Annotated in this window: 18 protein-coding genes; 9 read left to right on the top strand and 9 right to left on the bottom strand. The window is 70.4% G+C overall.

The window, feature by feature from the left end:
• Positions 1 to 39 precede the first annotated feature (39 nt).
• On the bottom strand, positions 40 to 723 hold the full coding sequence (locus STRCI_RS18585) for a GDSL-type esterase/lipase family protein (RefSeq protein WP_269660085.1): 684 nt from the start codon (positions 721 to 723) through the stop codon (positions 40 to 42).
• Positions 724 to 822: 99 nt separating this feature from the next.
• Here STRCI_RS18585 and STRCI_RS18580 point away from each other — a divergent pair, with 99 nt between their 5' ends.
• Positions 823 to 1,809, top strand: coding sequence for a WD40 repeat domain-containing protein (locus STRCI_RS18580; RefSeq protein ID WP_269660084.1), 987 nt, complete (start codon positions 823 to 825; stop codon positions 1,807 to 1,809).
• On the opposite strand, the gene STRCI_RS18575 is transcribed toward STRCI_RS18580, so the two are convergent.
• Positions 1,806 to 2,579: a TetR/AcrR family transcriptional regulator gene (locus STRCI_RS18575; RefSeq protein ID WP_269660083.1), complete on the bottom strand. Its 774-nt coding sequence runs from the start codon at positions 2,577 to 2,579 to the stop codon at positions 1,806 to 1,808. The genes STRCI_RS18580 and STRCI_RS18575 overlap by 4 nt on opposite strands.
• 88 nt (positions 2,580 to 2,667) lie before the next feature.
• On the opposite strand from STRCI_RS18575, the gene STRCI_RS18570 reads away from it, so the two are divergent.
• Together STRCI_RS18570 and STRCI_RS18565 are read left to right on the top strand one after the other, a co-directional pair.
• On the top strand, positions 2,668 to 3,630 hold the full coding sequence (locus tag STRCI_RS18570; protein ID WP_269660082.1) for an ATP-binding cassette domain-containing protein: 963 nt from the start codon (positions 2,668 to 2,670) through the stop codon (positions 3,628 to 3,630).
• Complete coding sequence (locus STRCI_RS18565; RefSeq protein ID WP_269660081.1) at positions 3,627 to 4,442, top strand: ABC transporter permease; 816 nt, start codon at positions 3,627 to 3,629, stop codon at positions 4,440 to 4,442. Before STRCI_RS18570 ends, STRCI_RS18565 begins: the two co-directional genes overlap by 4 nt.
• Before the next feature lie 87 nt (positions 4,443 to 4,529).
• On the opposite strand, the gene serC is transcribed toward STRCI_RS18565, so the two are convergent.
• Entirely contained in the window at positions 4,530 to 5,648 is a 1,119-nt protein-coding gene (gene serC, locus STRCI_RS18560; protein ID WP_269660080.1) for a phosphoserine transaminase, read from the bottom strand.
• Positions 5,649 to 5,729: 81 nt separating this feature from the next.
• Between serC and STRCI_RS18555 the strand changes: the two genes are divergently transcribed.
• The 5 genes from STRCI_RS18555 to STRCI_RS18535 all read left to right on the top strand — a co-directional run bounded on the left by STRCI_RS18555 (position 5,730) and on the right by STRCI_RS18535 (position 11,118).
• Positions 5,730 to 8,603: an FAD-binding and (Fe-S)-binding domain-containing protein gene (locus STRCI_RS18555; RefSeq protein ID WP_269660079.1), complete on the top strand. Its 2,874-nt coding sequence runs from the start codon at positions 5,730 to 5,732 to the stop codon at positions 8,601 to 8,603.
• Positions 8,587 to 9,360, top strand: coding sequence for a metallophosphoesterase family protein (locus tag STRCI_RS18550; RefSeq protein ID WP_418953467.1), 774 nt, complete (start codon positions 8,587 to 8,589; stop codon positions 9,358 to 9,360). The genes STRCI_RS18555 and STRCI_RS18550 overlap by 17 nt, the downstream gene beginning before the upstream one ends.
• Positions 9,361 to 9,487: 127 nt before the next feature.
• The gene (locus STRCI_RS18545; protein WP_418953353.1) at positions 9,488 to 10,432 is read left to right on the top strand and encodes an EamA family transporter; all 945 of its coding nucleotides are present in this window, start codon (positions 9,488 to 9,490) and stop codon (positions 10,430 to 10,432) included.
• A gap of 69 nt (positions 10,433 to 10,501) precedes the next feature.
• Positions 10,502 to 10,864, top strand: coding sequence for a DUF6247 family protein (locus STRCI_RS18540; RefSeq protein WP_269660077.1), 363 nt, complete (start codon positions 10,502 to 10,504; stop codon positions 10,862 to 10,864).
• 35 nt (positions 10,865 to 10,899) lie between these two features.
• The gene (locus tag STRCI_RS18535) at positions 10,900 to 11,118 is read left to right on the top strand and encodes a hypothetical protein (RefSeq protein ID WP_269660076.1); all 219 of its coding nucleotides are present in this window, start codon (positions 10,900 to 10,902) and stop codon (positions 11,116 to 11,118) included.
• A 15-nt stretch (positions 11,119 to 11,133) separates the two neighbouring features.
• On the opposite strand, the gene STRCI_RS18530 is transcribed toward STRCI_RS18535, so the two are convergent.
• The 6 genes from STRCI_RS18530 to STRCI_RS18505 form a co-directional block, all read right to left on the bottom strand.
• Positions 11,134 to 12,369, bottom strand: a complete 1,236-nt coding sequence (locus tag STRCI_RS18530; RefSeq protein WP_269660075.1) for an outer membrane protein assembly factor BamB family protein — start codon at positions 12,367 to 12,369, stop codon at positions 11,134 to 11,136.
• A 161-nt stretch (positions 12,370 to 12,530) separates the two neighbouring features.
• Entirely contained in the window at positions 12,531 to 13,040 is a 510-nt protein-coding gene (locus STRCI_RS18525) for a GtrA domain-containing protein (protein ID WP_269660074.1), read from the bottom strand.
• Between the two features lie 36 nt (positions 13,041 to 13,076).
• Positions 13,077 to 13,742, bottom strand: coding sequence for a DUF4097 family beta strand repeat-containing protein (locus STRCI_RS18520; protein WP_269660073.1), 666 nt, complete (start codon positions 13,740 to 13,742; stop codon positions 13,077 to 13,079).
• A gap of 252 nt (positions 13,743 to 13,994) precedes the next feature.
• Complete coding sequence (locus tag STRCI_RS18515) at positions 13,995 to 15,056, bottom strand: hypothetical protein (protein ID WP_269660072.1); 1,062 nt, start codon at positions 15,054 to 15,056, stop codon at positions 13,995 to 13,997.
• Positions 15,057 to 15,109: 53 nt separating this feature from the next.
• Positions 15,110 to 15,310, bottom strand: coding sequence for a DUF397 domain-containing protein (locus tag STRCI_RS18510; protein ID WP_269660071.1), 201 nt, complete (start codon positions 15,308 to 15,310; stop codon positions 15,110 to 15,112).
• The gene (locus STRCI_RS18505; protein ID WP_269664581.1) at positions 15,276 to 16,118 is read right to left on the bottom strand and encodes a helix-turn-helix domain-containing protein; all 843 of its coding nucleotides are present in this window, start codon (positions 16,116 to 16,118) and stop codon (positions 15,276 to 15,278) included. Before STRCI_RS18505 ends, STRCI_RS18510 begins: the two co-directional genes overlap by 35 nt.
• Before the next feature lie 120 nt (positions 16,119 to 16,238).
• Here STRCI_RS18505 and STRCI_RS18500 point away from each other — a divergent pair, with 120 nt between their 5' ends.
• Positions 16,239 to 17,042, top strand: a complete 804-nt coding sequence (locus STRCI_RS18500) for a TIGR03084 family metal-binding protein (RefSeq protein ID WP_269660070.1) — start codon at positions 16,239 to 16,241, stop codon at positions 17,040 to 17,042.
• Positions 17,043 to 17,092 lie beyond the last annotated feature (50 nt).

Genomic DNA, 17,092 nt, shown 5'->3' with positions numbered 1-17,092 from the left:
CAACGATACGCACGGTGACCAAGAGACGCCCGGAATCGGTCAACCTGTTCCGGCCACGTACGTCTGTCCGATCCCCCACGCCTCCCACATCGCCCCCGCGAACGCCCCGGCGATCCGGTGTTCACCGCTCGCGTTGGGGTGGGTGCCGTCGTAGGTGTCGAGGTTGATGTCGTACGACGAAGGCGGTGAGGTCAGCAGCAGCGGTGAGCGGGGTTCGTCCAGGTCCGCCACCGCCTTCGCCAGGAGTTCGTTGAAGAGGGTCACCTGCTCGCCGAAGTCCGGCTCGTCCACGGCGCGGATGTTCGGGATGACCGGCAGTACCGCCATGCGGACGCGCGGGTTGGCCTCGCGGGCGTTCGCTATGAAGAGGCGTACGTTCTCCGCCGTCTGCTCGGCGTTGGTGTAGAAGCCGAGGTCGATCAGACCCAGGGCGACCAGGAGGACATCCGCGCGGCAGGAACGGGTCGCCTCGCCGATCAGGGGTGCCATGTGGAGCCAGCCCTCGCCCCAGCCGGCCAGGTGGGCGCGGGGGAAGTCGGGGTCGGCGTACTCGTACGACGTCGCCGTGTCCGTCGCCTTGTCGTACAGCTCCTCGCGCGGGCCGACCAGCGTGAAGGGGCCGCCGTACGTATCGCGCAGGTGCTGCCACAGCCGGTAGCGCCAGGTGTGTTCGCCCGCGCTTCCGATCGTCTGGGAGTCACCGACGGGCATGAACCTGAGCATCCGCTCATGATGGACGATCGGTGGGGCGGGCGGGAGCCGGTGCGGTGTGAGGCCGGACACGCCCCGCCGAACTCCGGGCGGGATGGCAGGCTTGACGGCATGCGCCGACCCTTCGCCGTACTCGCCGCCGCCCTTCTCGTGGGCGCTTTCGCCGTGCCCGCCTCCGCCGCCGACGGCGACGACGGCTTCACCATCAAGGACCCGCGCATCACCGAGTCCAGCGGACTCGCCGCCTCCCGGCAGCACCCGGGCATCTACTGGACCCACAACGACAGCGACGACGGCGCCTATCTCTACGCCGTCGACAGCGCCACCGGCGAGACCGTCGCCACCGTCACCCTGACCGGCGTCGGCACCCCGCGCGACGTCGAGGCCATCTCCGTCGGTCCGGACAACGAGCTCTGGGTCGGCGACATCGGCGACAACCTCGGCGGCACCTGGCCGCACGTCTGGATCTACCGGCTTCCCGAGCCCAAGGAGCTGCGGGACCGGACGGTCCGGGCCACCCAGTACGTCGTGCAGTACCAGGGCGGGGCGCGGGACGCCGAGTCGCTCGTCGTGCATCCCAAGACCGGGCGCGTCTACATCGCCGACAAGAAGGAGGAGGGCGGGCAGCTCTTCGAGGGGCCCGCCGAGCTCTCCGCCTCGGGTACGAATGTCTTCAAGCCCGTCGCCCGCATCGACAACCTCCAGGCCACCGACGCCACCCTCTCCCCGGACGGCCGCAAGCTCGTCGTCCGCAGCTACTTCGGCGCCTTCGCCTACGACTGGAACAGCGGCGACATCAAGAAGACCGGCCGGCTGAGCGTGCCGTTCCTGGGGCAGGGCGAGTCCGTCACCTATACCGCCGACGGCGGCAGGCTCATGTACGGCGCCGAGGGGGCGGAGAGTTCGGTGGAGCCCGAGGACGCGCCCGACAGCGGCGGGTCCTCGGGCTCGGACTCGTCCTCGGGGGAGGGGAGTTCCGCCGCCGGTGACGGCGGATCGGGCGGGGGCGACGGGAATGTCAGGACCGGGGCTCTCGCGGTCGCCGCCGTCCTGGCCGCCCTCTTCGGCGTCAGCCGCCTACGACGTCGTAGCCGCTAGTCCTCCTGCGCGCGGCGCTGTGCGACCAGCACCTCCAGCCCGTCCAGGATCCGTTGCAGGCCGAACTCGAAGTGGTCGAAGCCCGGACCCCACGTGTCCTCGTGCAGGGCGGACAGCAGCGGGAAGCGTTCGGGCGTCATGACCTTCTCCAGCATGGGCGTCTGCGCCTGCCAGAACTCCGTGTCGGTCAGGCCCGTCCGGCGCTCCGCCTCCTGCTGGTACAGCTGGGTGCGGGCGGCGCCCACGACGTAGCCGTCGATCATGATGACGGCCGAGACCGTCTCCGGGTCGCTCAGGCCCATCGGCTTGATCCGGGCGAGGATCTTCTCCATGCCGTCCAGGGCGCTCGGGCCGAGGAGCGGGCGGGACTGGTTGACGTGCAGCAGCCAGGGGTGGCCGCGGTAGAGCGCGAGGGTCGCGCGGGCCAGCGCCTCCAGGGTGGAGCGCCAGGTGCCGTCGCCGAAGTCGCCCGGGTTCTCGGAGGGGCGCTGGACGCGGTCCAGCATCAGGTCCAGTAGTTCGCCCTTGCCGGGGACGTAGCGGTACAGCGACATGGTGCCGGTGCCCAGCTCGGCGGCGACCCGGCGCATGGAGAGCGCCTCCAGCCCTTCGCTGTCCGCGACCCGGACGGCGGCTTCCACGATCCGGTCGAGGCTCAGGGTCGGCTTGGGGCCGCGGCTGGGGCGCCGACCGGTGTCCCACAGCAGCTCCATGGTGCGGGCGATGTCCCCGCTGCCACTGGTCTCCGTACCGTCCTTGCCGCTCGTCATGGTGCTCAGCTTAGGTCCTCCGGAAAAAACTGGGTACGTCGTACGCGTAATCGGGTACGGTGTACTCAGTTACCGAGAAGGGGGACCCATGAGCGACGGATACGCCGTACGGGCCGAGGCCCTGGAGAAGCGCTACGGCGACAAGCGCGCCCTCGACGGCTTCGACCTGGTCGTCCGCGAGGGCACCGTGCACGGACTGCTCGGCCCGAACGGCGCGGGCAAGACCACCGCCGTGCGCATCCTGTCCACACTGCTGAGGCTGGACGGCGGACACGCCACCGTGGCCGGGCTCGACGTCGCCCGGCAGCCCCGGGAGGTCCGGGCCCGGATCGGGCTCACCGGGCAGTACGCCGCCGTGGACGAGGTGCTCACCGGGCGGCAGAACCTGGAGATGTTCGGCCGGCTGTTCCACCTCGGCGGCCGGCGCGCCAAGTCCCGCGCCACCGAGCTGCTGGAGCAGTTCGACCTCACCGACGCCGCCGAGAAGGGCGTGGGCAAGTACAGCGGCGGTATGCGCCGCCGTCTGGACCTCGCCGCGTCGATGATCCTCGCCCCGTCCGTCCTCTTCCTCGACGAGCCGACGACCGGGCTCGACCCCCGCAGCCGGGGCGAGGTCTGGGAATCGGTGCGGGCGTTGGTGGCGAGCGGCACCACCGTATTGCTGACCACGCAGTATCTGGAGGAGGCTGACAAGCTGGCCTCGCGCATCACCGTCATCGACCAGGGGCGGTCCATCGCCGACGACACCCCGGACGGGCTGAAGAACCGCGTCGGCGGCGACCGCGTCGAGGTCGTCGTCGCCGAGCGGTCCGACATCGCCCGGGCGGTCAAGGTCGTCGCCCGCGTCTCCGACGGTGAACCCGAGGCGGACGAGGCCGAGTTGCGGGTGCACGCCCCCGTCACCGACCGGGTCGGCGCGCTCACCGAGGTGGCGCGCACCCTCCAGGACGAGGGCGTCCCGGTGGAGGACATCGGACTGCGCAGGCCGAGCCTCGACGACGTCTTCCTGCGCCTGACCGGACACCGCACCGAGAAGGAGACGGCGGCATGAGCACGGTGGAATTCGACGCGGGGCACAGCCGGGCGTACTGGGCGCTCGCCGATGTCTGGAACATCGTCCGCCGCGGCCTCACCCACTACCAGCGCCAACCGGTCAACATCGCCTGGCAGTTGGGCTTCCCCATCCTGTCCGTCCTGCTCTACGGCTATGTCTTCGGCAGCGCGATGACGGTGCCGGGCGGCGGGGACTACAAGGACTTCCTGATGCCGGGCATGTTCGTGATGACCATGGCCTTCGGCTTCATCAACACCGCGACCCTGGTCGTCTACGACTCCACCAAGGGCGTCATCGACCGGTTCCGCTCGATGCCGATGGCCTCCTCCGCGGTGGTCGCCGGACGCGGGGTGACCGATCTCCTCGCCGCCTGCGCCGAGTTGGCGATCATGATGCTCACCGCGATCGCCATGGGCTGGCGTCCGGACGGCGGCCTCGGTTTCCTGGCCGCGTTCGGGCTGCTGCTGTGGCTGCGGTTCGCGCTGATCTGGCTCGGGGTGTGGCTCGGCCTTCTCGTGCCCAACCCGGAGGCGGCGGGCGGTCTGTTCGCGGTCGCGTTCCCGCTGACGATGATCTCCAGCATCTTCGTCGCGCCGCAGCTGATGCCCGACTGGCTGGGCTGGGTCGCGGCCTGGAACCCGATCTCCTCCACCGCCGCGGCCACCCGCGACCTGTTCGGCACCCCGGTCGGCGGCGGCGACTCCTGGGTCGAGAACCACGCCCTGCTGATGGCGGGCGTCTGGCCGGTCGTCCTGACCGCGATCTTCCTGCCGCTGGCGGTACGGAGGTTCCAGAAGCTCAGCCGGTGAGAGCCGGTGGCAGTCGGTGGCATGGAAAAGGGCGCCCACTTCGCGTGGGCGCCCTTCATCGTCGTACGGAAGCCGTACGGATGCCGCCTACAGCTTCTCGATCACGTAGTCGACGCACTTCGTCAGCGCCTCGACGTCCGCCGGGTCGATCGCCGGGAACATCGCGACGCGCAGCTGGTTGCGGCCGAGCTTGCGGTAGGGCTCGGTGTCGACGATGCCGTTGGCGCGCAGCGCCTTGGCGACGGCGGCCGCGTCGATCTCGTCCGAGAAGTCGATCGTGCCGATGACCTGCGAGCGCTTGGCCGCGTCGGTCACGAACGGCGTCGCGTACTTCGACTCCTCCGCCCAGCCGTACAGCCGCGTCGAGGAGTCCTTCGTCCGGGCCGTGGACCAGGCGAGCCCGCCCTGGCCGTTGATCCACTCCAGCTGCTGGTTGAGCAGGAAGAGGGTGGCGAGGGCCGGGGTGTTGTACGTCTGGTTCTTGCGGGAGTTGTCGATCGCCGTCGGCAGGCTGAAGAACTCCGGGACATGGCGGCCGGAGGCGTGCACCCGCTCGGCCCGCTCGATGGCGGCCGGGGAGAAGACGCCGATCCACAGACCGCCTTCGGAGGCGAAGGACTTCTGCGGGGCGAAGTAGTAGACGTCCGTCTCGGCGATGTCCACGGGCAGACCGCCGGCGCCGGAGGTGGCGTCGACCAGGACCAGGGAGCCCTCGTCGGCACCGGCCACGCGCTCGATGGGCATCGCGACACCGGTGGAGGTCTCGTTGTGGGTGAACGCGTAGACGTCCACGCCCGCCTCGGCCCGCGCCTCGGGGTGGGTGCCCGGGTCGCTCGCGATGACCGTCGGCTCGGCGAGCCAGGGAGCGAGCTTGGCGGCCTTGGCGAACTTCGAGCTGAACTCACCGAAGTTCAGGTGCTGCGACTTGTTCTCGATCAGGCCGTGCGTCGCGACGTCCCAGAACGCGGTGGAGCCGCCGTTGCCGAGGACGACCTCGTAGCCCTCGGGCAGGGAGAACAGCTCGGAGATGCCCTCACGCACCTGGCCGACCAGGTTCTTCACCGGTGCCTGGCGGTGGGAGGTACCGAGCAGAGACGTACCGGTCGCGGCCAGCGCGTCCAGCGCTTCCGTCCGCACCTTGGAGGGGCCCGCGCCGAAACGACCGTCGGCGGGCTTGATGTCAGCGGGAATCTGGATCTCAGCCACGGAGGTGAGATTAGCCGGTGCGGGAAACCTGGTCGAAATGCAGTCCGTCGGCTGAGACGCGACGTTTGGAATGCTGTCCGTATGACGGATCTAGAGGCTGATCTGCGCAAGGCCGTCCGGGGCGAGGTCGGTTTCGATGTCACCGCCCGGGCGCTGACCACCATGGACGCCTCCAACTATCGGCGTGTCCCGCTCGGCGTGGTCGCGCCGAGGGACGCCGATGACGTGGCCGCGGTGCTAGACGTCTGCCGTAGCCATGGCGTGCCGGTCGTCCCGCGCGGGGGCGGTACCTCCATCGCCGGACAGGCCACCGGAACGGGTGTCGTCCTGGACTTCACCCGGCACCTGAACCGTCTGCTCTCCCTCGACCCGGAGACCCGAACGGCCGTCGTCCAGCCGGGGCTCGTGCTGGACCGCCTCCAGGAGGCCGCCGCCCCGCACGGACTCCGCTTCGGCCCCGACCCCTCCACCCACAGCCGCTGCACGCTCGGCGGGATGATCGGCAACAACTCCTGCGGCTCGCACTCGGTGGCCTGGGGGACGACCGCGGACAGCGTGCGCGAGCTGGACGTCGTCACCGCGCGGGGAGAGCGGCTGCGGCTGGGAAGGGGCTGGGCCGGGGCGCCGGAGGGGCTGCGGGCGCTGGTGGAGGGGGACCTCGCGCTGCTGCGGACCGGATTTCCCGAGCTGCCCCGCCGTATCTCCGGATACGCGCTGGACGCGCTGCTGCCCGAGAACGACGTGCAGGTGGCCCGCTCCTTCTGCGGCTCCGAGGGCACGCTCGGGGTGCTGACCGAGGCGGTCGTGGACCTGGTGGCGGCACCACGCGCGCGTGCCCTCGCGGTGCTGGGGTACGCCGACGAGGGCGCGGCAGCCGAAGCCGCGGCTGGGCTGCTGCCGTACGGCCCGCTCACGGTGGAGGGCATGGCCGCCGACCTGGTGCCCTCGCCGGTGGCACTGCCCAGGGGCGGTGCCTGGCTGTTCGTGGAGACGGGCGGGGAGTCGGCCGCGGAGGCACGCGCGCGTGCGGAGGAGATCGTGCGGGCCGCCGACGTCGTGGACGCCCGGATCGTCACCGACCCCGCCGGACAGCGCGCCCTGTGGCGGATCCGCGAGGACGCCAGCGGTACGGCGACCCGGATGCCGGACGGCAGCGAGGCCTGGCCCGGCTGGGAGGACTGCGCGGTGCCGCCCGCCCGACTCGGCCCGTACCTACGGGACTTCCGCGCCCTGCTGACCGCACACGGCCTGCGCGGCACGCCGTACGGCCACTTCGGGGACGGCTGCATCCACGTCCGGATCGACTTCGATCTGCTCACGTCGGCGGGCGTCGGCCGCTTCCGCAGCTTCTCCGAGGAGCTGGCGGATCTGGTGGTGGCCCACGGCGGCTCGCTCTCCGGAGAACACGGGGACGGACAGGCGCGGGCGGAGCTGCTCCCGAGGATGTACGGCTCGGAGCTGGTGGGCCTGTTCGAGCGGGCCAAGGCGGTATGGGACCCGGACGACCTGCTGAACCCGGGCATGCTGGTCCGCCCGGCCCCCCTCGACGCGAACCTCCGCTTCTCGGTCCTCCCCCGGGAACCGGTCGACGTGGCCTTCGGTTACCCCGCGGACGGCGGCGACTTCTCCGCGGCCGTCCGCCGCTGCGTAGGCGTAGCCAAATGCCGTACGACATCTGCGACCGGCCCCGCCGTCATGTGCCCCTCCTTCCGCGCGACGGGCGAGGAGGAGCACTCCACGCGCGGGCGCGCGCGCCTGCTGCACGAGATGCTCGCGGGCGAGGTGGTGACCGACGGCTGGCGCTCCCCGGAGGTCCGCGACGCTCTCGACCTGTGCCTGTCCTGCAAGGGCTGCCGCTCGGACTGCCCGGTCGGCGTCGACATGGCCACGTACAAGGCGGAGTTCCTGCACCACCACTACGCCGGGCGCCGCCGCCCGGCCGCCCACTATGCGATGGGGTGGCTGCCGGTGTGGCTGCGGTGGGTCTCGCGGACGAGGGCGGCGGGGCTGGTCAACTCCCTGGCCTCTGTGGGCGTATTGGCGTCCCTGGGCAAGCGGTTGGGCGGGATCGCGGCGGAGCGGGGGATTCCGCGGGTGGCGGGGGAGACGTTCAGCCGATGGTGGCGGCGTCGGGGCGCGCGGCCTGCTGCTGACGGCCCTCTGGTGGTGCTGTGGCCGGACACCTTCACCGAGCATCTCTCGCCCTCCGTCGGCCGGGCGGCGGTACGGGTGCTGGAGGCGGCGGGGTTGCAGGTGACGCTGCCGCCGACGCTGCGGTTGCGGGGGCGGCCGGTGGGGGACGGCCGTACGCGATCGGCGGCCTCGCTTCTGCTCGCCGGCCGGGGCAGGGTGTGCTGCGGTCTGACGTACATCTCCACGGGCCAGTTGGACCGCGCCCGCACGGTCCTGCGCCGGACGCTGGACCTTCTGGAGCCGGTACTGGCCACGGACGCGTATGTGACGGTCCTGGAGCCGAGTTGCGCGGCTGCCCTGCGCGCGGACCTTCCGGAGCTGCTGCACGACGACCCTCGCGCGGCTGCTCTGGCGGCTCGGGTCCTGACCTTCGCGGAGACGCTGGAACGCCTGGCCCCGGAGTGGAATCCACCGGTCGTGGACCGCCCGATCACCGGCCAGACCCACTGCCACCAGCACGCGGTCCTGGGCGACGCCGCCGACCGCCGACTGCGTCAAGCCACTCTGCTCTCCGGCGAACCGAGCGGCGGGTGTTGCGGTCTCGCCGGTAACTTCGGCTTCGAGAAAGGGCACTTCGAGGTGTCGAAAGCGTGCGCGGAGGAGCAGTTGCTGCCCGCGGTGCGGGCGGCGGGCGAGGACGCGGTGGTCCTGGCGGACGGGTTCTCGTGCCGGACCCAGCTGGAGCAGCTGGCGGGGGTGCGGGGGCGCCATGCGGCGGAGGTGTTGGCGGATGAGCTGCGAGGAGATGGAGGAGATGGCTGAACCGGTCCGGGTGGCCGTCCTCTCCGACATCCACGGGGTGCTGCCCGCGCTGGAGGCGGTGCTGGCGGAACCGGAGGTGGCGGACGCGGAGCGGATCGTGGTGCTGGGGGACACGGCGGCGGGACCCCAACCGGCCGAGGTCCTGGACAGACTGGTGGCCGAGGGCGACCGGGTGCGGTGGATCTCGGGGAACGCCGACCGTGAACTGGTCGAGTACCGCAGGGGCGAGCGGACCGGGATCCCGGACCCGATCGGCCCGTACGCGGCGGAACGGCTGCGCGCGGACCAGGTGGACTTCCTCGCGGCCCTCCCCAGGACCCTGACACTGAGGGTGCGTGGTCTGGGCGAGGTCCTCTTCTGCCACGCGACTCCCCGGGACGACGAGGAGACGGTCCTGGTCGACTCCCGCCCGGCCCGCTGGGCGGAGGTGTTCTCCGACCTCACCGACAGCACCCGCACAGTGGTGTGCGGCCACACCCACATGTCCTACGCCCGCCTCGCCCACGGCCGCCTGGTCGTGAACCCCGGCAGCGTCGGCATGCCCTACGGCCGCCCGGGCGCCCACTGGTGCCTCCTCGGCCCCGGCACCGACCTAAGGGTGACGGCGTACGACATCCCGGCGGCGGTACGGGGGCTGGTGGCGGAGTGCGCGTACCCGGAGATCGCGGAGTGGGCCGACTACTACCTGCACGCGCGTGCGACGGACGGGGAGGCGCTGGAGGCGCTGGGGGCGTCAGGGCCTAGGGACGGGCGCTGACCGCTCTCGGGCTCCCGCTTCTCACTCCGTGGGACAGCTCCGAAACGGGTTCACACACCTGACTGAGTCCATTACCCTGAACTCGGAAGTACATCGCGATGCACGAAAACGAACCTCAGGACCGCCAGTGAGCACCCCCGACACCGCTGTCTCCGCCTCAGCAGTTGCATCCGTGCCGGTCGGCGCGCCGCCGCACCGCTGGGGCTCGCTCGGTCCGGTCGGCCTGGTCTTCGCCGGCGGGATCTCGGTGCAGTTCGGCGGAGCCCTCGCGGTGAGCCTGATGCCGAGGGCGGGCGCGCTGGGCGTGGTGACCCTGCGGCTGCTGGTGGCGGCGGCGGTCCTGCTCGTGGTCTGCCGCCCCCGCCTGCGCGGCCACTCCCGCACGGACTGGGGGACGGTCGTGGTCTTCGGCATCACCATGGCCGCGATGAACGGCCTCTTCTACCAGTCGGTGGCCCGCATCCCGCTGGGCCCGGCGGTGACGCTGGAGGTACTGGGCCCACTGGCGCTGTCGGTCCTTGCCTCCCGTCGGGCGGTCAACCTCATCTGGGCCGGTCTGGCCCTGGCGGGCGTCTTCCTCCTCGGCGGGGGCGGCTTCAGCAGCCTGGACCCCACAGGCGTGGCCTTTGCCCTGGCTGCCGGAGCCATGTGGGCGGCCTACATAGTCTTCAGCGCCCGCACGGGCCGCCGCTTCCCCCAGGCCGACGGCCTGGCGCTGGCCATGGCGGTGGCGGCGGTGCTGTTCCTCCCGCTGGGCGTGGTGGAGTCGGGCGGCAAGCTCCTGGACCCGGTGACGATCGCCCTGGGCGCGGCGGTGGCGATCCTCTCCTCGGTGCTCCCGTACACCCTCGAACTCCTCGCGCTACGCCGCCTCCCCGCCTCCACCTTCGCCATCCTCATGTCCCTGGAACCCGCCATCGCGGCAACAGCAGGCTTCCTCATCCTCGACCAGGCCCTCTCCACCACCGAGGCCCTGGCCATCGCCCTGGTCATCGCGGCCAGCATGGGAGCGGTCCGCACCCAGATAGGCCGAGGCAAGGCAAAGGCTCCGGGCGTGGCGCCCGAGGCGTGACGGTTGTCGGAGCGCGGTGAGGTGGGTTGAGGCTAGAGTCGGACGCGTGCCTGTGAAGGGAACGGCGACATGAGTCTCCAGCACACGGAACCAGAGGGCGACCGGCCTTTGATCCCCCGTCCGGAGCGCACTCCAGATGCCTTGCGTGCCGCCTGTGCTGTTGTCGCCCCCCGGCTTCTGACCGCATACGACCAGGCCAAGGACAGGGCGCTGGCGGAGGCCGTGGAGCACGGCTCGCTCAAACCCGTCCACGCCTACCTCGATCACTGGGCCGCGTTGGTCGAGATCGAGCGCTACCCGGAGACGGCCAAGGCGTACCACCACGCCGAATACCTCGCCCACGTGTCGACCACACCCGAGGATGCACGTGGGTATCTGACCACCGCCAGCGGAATCTACCGCGCCGCTGCGGAGGCGGTACGCGCCGAGTGACCTGGCACTGGGAGTACGTTCCGGACGAGGAGTCCGTGGCGGCTGGAGCTCCGCAGGCGTTCATCGCCGAAGTGGAGAAGAAGGCCGACGAACTGGTTCGGGCGGCCGAGGCCCTCCATCTCCACGGGCTTGCCTACGAGGGTGCGGACGAAGGGGCGAAGCACGCGTTCGTGACCGGGGGCTTCTTCGCCTACATGGTCACCCCGCGCTCGCAGCTCGTCACCATCTGGCAGGTCACGTCCGACCCGATGTGACCCCCCAGCGGTGAATCAGGCGGGCAGGGCGTGCAGCTTTTCGCCGTGCAGGGCGAAGACGTGCTTGCCGTCGGTGGCGACCAGCCAGGAGTGGTAGTCGCCGGACTTGTCGTTGAAGGTCCAGAGCAGGTCGCCGGTCTTCGCGTCGATGGCGTGTACGCCGCCCTGTTTGTCGAGGTCGGTGGCCGCGTAGAGGGTGCCGCCCGCCTTGGCGAACTGATGGGGCTCCTGGACGTCCGCGTCGGCCAGGGACGTGGACGTCCAGATCTCCTTGCCGGTCTGTGGATCGACGGCCCAGAGTGTTGTGGCGCTGTCCGCGACGTAGAGGACGTCCTCCAGGACTGCCGGTGCCTTGAATGAGGTGTACTTCTCCGTCTTCAGGGACCACTTCTCGGTTCCGTCGGAGAGGTCGAAGGCCTGGAGCTTCTCGCGCTGCGGGATGATCACCAGACCCTCGTGCACGGCGAAGAAGCCCCAGTTCGTCAGGTCCGTCTTCTGCGTCCACACCTGCTGGCCAGTGGCGGTGTCGCGCACCGTGAGGTTCTTCTTGAAGTCGGTGTAGACGAGGTAGCGGCCCTGCACGACGGCGTGCACACCGTTCTCGCGGGTGCCGAGGTCCCGCTGCTCCTTCCACGCCACCTTGCCCGTACTGCTGTTGAGCGCGGCGATCACGTTGGTGTGGGACGAGTAGTCGTCCTCAAGCACCTCGGCGATGACGTACACCTGCTTCTCGTCCACCGCGACCGGCTTGGGCTGCCGGTACTCCTTGCCCAGGTGACTGCGCCAGGTCTCCTTCCCCGTGGCCGGGTCGTACCCGCGCACCGTCCCGTCGTACATGCCGCTCGCCAGGTACAGCGTGCCGTTGCCGAGCAGGAGCGGCGCACCGGGTGTCGCCCCGTCCTCCTGCGACCACCGCTCCTTGCCGGTCGCCGCGTCGAGGCCGGCGAGCGGATCACCGGTCGCTATGACGACGCCGTCCGTGGCCACGAGTTCGTCGTTGTCCCCGTACGTCTGCGCCGAGGTCGACTTCGTCCACAGCGGCTCGGGTGCCTGCCCGTCCTTCGGCGCGGCCCCCTTGGACGGGGTGCGGCCGTCCGGCGTCTCGGAGTCGTCGCCGACGACCGCGTCCTCCTCACGACAGCCGACGGCTCCGACCCCCAGCGCCGCCAGCGCGAGCGAGCCCCCGGCCAGCCGCAACACCCGCCGCCGGTCGGGCCTCTCGTCCGATGCGCTGTGATTCTTCGTCGACATCCCGTGGTCCCCCGTGGAGTAGTGCCAGCAGTGGAGTGCGTCCTGCGGTTGGGAACCGTAACCGCGGTCAGGCGGCAACCCGTACCTCGGGACCCGACAGGGACAACACTGTTGAACGGCCGGTACGTTGATCGCGCCCCGTGGCGGTCAGGCAGGAACCACTAGGCGGCGAGCATGACGGGCGCGGTCCGGGTGGTCCGCCGCGGCTGCTGCTTCGCGGGGCGGGTGGCGAAGACGCAGAGGCGTAGGACCAGGAAGCGGGCGACTCCGGCGAGGGCGGAGGCGCTGAGGTAGACGATCTGTTCCGTCAGCATTCCGGCGGTTGGCCGGGCCAGGTGCAGGATCGTGACGGCGAGGCTGGTGGCCAGGTAGGCGGCGGTGGCCGAACCCGCCGACTGCCAGTGTTCCCGCCATCCCGCGCGGCGGCCCTTGCCGAAGGTGAAGCGGGCGTGCAGCTCGGTGCAGAGGAGGGTCGAGGCGATGGTGATCAGCGCGTTCGCGGCCACCCATGGCAGCACCCCGGCCAGCAGCGCCACGGCGAGGCTGGAGAGGATTCCGACGCCGCCCCCGAGGGCCACGAACCGTACGAAGGAGGCGACCGGGCCGGGGCCGGCCTGAGTCGCCGCCTCGGACTTCGTCTTACGTGTCGAAGATGAGAGCGGCGACTTCATGGCGGCGTCCTTCCAGGTGGTGGGTGGGGGCGTCGTTCAGAGGCTGGTGGCGGTGATGTCGCCGTAGCTGGTGGTGGCGCGGAAGGTGAGACCGGTTTCGCCGTTGTTCTTCAGCGAGTTGCTGATACGGCCGTATCCGGTCCCGGCGTCGAGCGCGGCGGAGACGCCTCGCGCGGCGCCGACGGTGATGTCGCCCTGCTCGGTGCGGAGGTTGACGTTGCCGGTGGCGGCCTCGGCGATATGGAGGTTGCCGCGCTGGGTGCGGAGTTCGGCGGGGCCGTTGAGGCGGCCGATGGTGATGTCGCCGTCGGCGAGGGTGAGTTGGGCGGTGGCGGCCTCGTCGAGCTTGACCGGGCCCTGGGCGCTGTCGTAGCTGACGTCACCGAGGCGTCCGACGCCGCGCAGTTCGGCGGCGGCGGTGGTGGCCTGGACGGCGGAGCCGGTGGGCAGCTGGACGGTGATCTCGACGGACCCGCTCGGGCCGAGGAGGCGGTTCTTGCTCTCCGGGATCTCGATCCGCAGCACGCCCTCGCTGTAGCCGACCTCGACCTGCTCGGCCGCCTTCACGTCGCGGTTCTTGGACGGGTCGGCGGGGCGGATCTCGACGGTGGTGTCGGTGCGGTCGGCGGCGATGAGCTGGATACGGCCGGCGGGGATGTTCAGGACGGTGGAGATGGCGGAGGGGGTGTCGAACTTCTGCATGGTGGACTCCTGCGGTTGCGTTGTCGCGCTGTTTCCGATGAAAGAAAAGCTACGTTGCGTTCGAGGTTCTGGCAACGAGGTTGTTGCGCGTGGATGACAACTTTGCAGGTGAATGCAGGAAAATCGTTGCAATGGTTTGGAGTTCAATGCAACGCAGGTCGACGGGTCATTGCAATGAGATGGGCGTGAACGCACTGAGGGCCGCCCACTTCCGGGAAGTGGGCGGCCCTCAGCGGGGTGGGTGAGCCACGCCTACGGCAGGAGTGACGTTCGGGCGAACCAGCTCCGCGTCTCCTCTGCGGCCAGGACCCGGACCAGCTCCGCCGTGCCCGGGAGGTGCGGGAAGAACCGGTCGGCGTTCCAACTGCGCTGGTAATCCGGCTCGTCGAGCACAAGCAGGCGGCGTCCCTCCACCACGGGTATGTCGTCGGGCAGGCCCTCGTTCCAGATCCGCTCGCCGTCCGCGGCGAAGAGCTCGAAGGCCCCGGTCGCGATGGTCTGGGTGCGTCCCTGGGCGGGCTCGGGGTCCGTGGCCAGGCGGACGCTCTCCGCCGAAGGCGCAGCGCCGGGCACATGGCCGCCGCCGACGAGCACGTGGGCGAGCAGCGTGTGCAACTGGAAGTTGTCCCCGATGCCGCCGATGCGTACCTCGAACCCGGTCCCGGTGGGCTTGTGCAGCACCACAAGGGGCTCGTCGTCCAGAACCGCCAGCGCGTAGGCCAGGCGCTTGAGGTCGTGCCGCTCCAGGGCCGCAAGGTCGCGGCAGGCAGGAAGCAGTGCGGATGCGTGCCGACGGCGCACCTCGGCACTGCGGCACAGTACGGCCAGCGCGGGCGGCTGCCACTGTTCGAGCGAGCACCAGGCCAGCGCGAGCCGTGTGGCCTCGTACTCGTCGCCGCCGAGGCGGGCCGGCAGCGCGTCGTCAATGATCTTGGTGTCCGGCTCCGGCAGTTCGTCCTCGGCCGCGCCGGTGGCGGTCCAGCGGCGGGCGAACTCCAGGGCGTCGAGCAGGTCCTGGTTGACGCTGTCGAGGATCGGCTCGGCGCACGCCAGCGGATCGGCCCCGCGCTCGACGCAGAAGCCGGCCGCCATCGCCAGCATGGGCCGCGGGCCGACCGGCGGGAAGGCAGGAAGCAGTGCCGCCAGCCGGGGCCCTGCCTCGATACGTTCGCCGTCCGACGCCGACTGCACGTCGTTCATCATGGCGGTGAAGGCCTGTCCAGTGCCCTCGCTGTCACGAGCCGCCACCGCCTCCTCCAGTGCGGACACGGTGGCGGAGAGGTTCGAAGCCTCCGGCTTCCTCTTGAAGAACATCGGCATACCTTAGGCCTGAGGTCTGACAGGCGTCATCAGGCCGAGTTGCCGAGTCAGCCGAAGATGCCGTCGGCGGTCGCGGTGATGAACCGGGCGAAGCTCTCGCGGGAGAGGGTGAGGGCTCCGTGGGTGGGGTTCTTGGAGTCGCGGATGGCTATGTGGGGGGTGGCGTCGGCGACTTCGACGCAATCACCGCCGGTGTCGCCGCTGTACGAAGACTTACGCCAGGTCGCGCCCGTCAGGTTGGTCTCCATAGCGTTCCTCCATCACGCGGGCGATGAGGGCCGCCGAGTCGTCCACGGAGAGGGCGGCCGCTTGCAGATGATCGTAACGGACCGAACCCTCCTTGACTGCTTCAGGATTGGCCGTCATGTGCCCCTGGACGAAGTCCTCGGTGTAGACGATGTCCGGGTCGCTGTCGAAGCGCAGAAGGTTGAACGAGCCCATGAGGCCTGTGTGGGCGCCCGCCTCGAACGGCAGCACCTGGATCTCCAGCCACCGCTGCTTCTGCATGGCCAGGATGTGCGTCAACTGCTCGCGCATGACCTCCAGGCCGCCGACCTTCTGGTGGAGTACCGCCTCGCTCAGCACCACCCATGTCACCGGCGGCTGGTCGCGGTCGAGGATCCGCTGGCGATCGAGCCGGGCGGCAACCTTGCCATCGAGGTCGCCCTCGTCCCGCGTGCCGAGCACTGCCCGCGCGTAGCCCTCGGTCTGGAGCAGTCCGTACACCAACTGTGCCTGGTACGTGCTGATGTACCCGGCCTTCGCCTCCATCTCCGCGTACGGCTGAAACCAACTGGGCAACTGGCTCCGCAAAACCAGCCCCACCAACCGCGAGAACTCCCCGTCCGTCCCCAGCGCCGCATCCACCCGCTCCGAGAACTCCCTCGTCGGCACCTTGAGCGTGGTTTCGATCTGGCCGATCAGTGATCCCGTGCAGAACAGGATCGACCCGAGTTGCGCGAGTGTCAGCCCCGCCGCCTCGCGCCTCCGGCGCAATTCGTAGCCGTAGTAGTCCAGCGGCGACGCGCTCGGATCAAGCTGCCGGATGTTAGACACAGCGACCACCTCCAATCACCGAGCGTAGCCATAAGGCTGCGTACAGAAACCGGAGTTGTGGAAAAAGAAATCATGCAAGCGTGCTTGATTGATTCCTGGCCCGCTGCCATGCTCCTCCCCATGGCCGACCCGACGCCCGTGTTCGACGACCTGCGTGCGGAAAGCGATGAACTCGACCGGCTGGTGGCCGAGTTGAGCCCGGACCAGTGGTCCCTCGCGACGCCCGCGCCAGGGTGGAGCATCGCTCACCAGATCGCCCACCTCGCCTGGACCGATCACGCCGCCCTGCTTGCCGTCACCGATGCCGACGCCTTCGCCAAGGAGGTCGAGAAGGCGCTCGCCTCGCCAGAGAGCTTTGTGGACGACGGTGCGGAGGAAGGTGCCAGGAAGCCGCCCGCCGAGATCCTCGCGGAGTGGCGCACCGGACGTAAGGCACTCGCCGACGCCCTGAGCGCCGCCCCCAAAGGCGCCCGCTTCCCCTGGTACGGCCCACCCATGGCCGCCGCCTCCATGGCCAGCGCCCGTCTCATGGAGACCTGGGCCCACGGCCAGGACGTCGCGGACACCCTGGGTGTGGTCCGCACACCCACCGGTCGCCTCCGGCATGTGGCCCGCATCGGTGTGCGCGCCCGCGACTACGCCTTCGGGGTCAACGGACTCACCCCGCCCGCCGAGGAGTTCCGCGTCGAAGTCGTCGGGCCGGACGGCACGACGTGGGCCTACGGTCCCGACGACGCATCCCAGCGCGTCACCGGCCCCGCCCTCGACTTCTGCCTGCTCGTCACGCGGCGTGCTCATCGCGCCGACCTCGCCGTACGGGCCGATGGTGAGGACGCCGAGCGCTGGCTGGACATCGCCCAGGCCTTCGCCGGCCCACCCGGCGCCGGGCGCGGCGCCAGTGCCGCCAAGGGGGACGGCCAGTGACCCCTCGTACCCTCCGCATCGGCAACGCCTCCGGCTTCTACGGCGACCGT

The sequence above is a fragment of the Streptomyces cinnabarinus genome (genome assembly GCF_027270315.1).
In the GTDB taxonomy this organism is placed as follows: Bacteria; Actinomycetota; Actinomycetes; order Streptomycetales; family Streptomycetaceae; genus Streptomyces; species Streptomyces cinnabarinus.
This window is presented reverse-complemented; position numbering and strand designations above follow the sequence as displayed.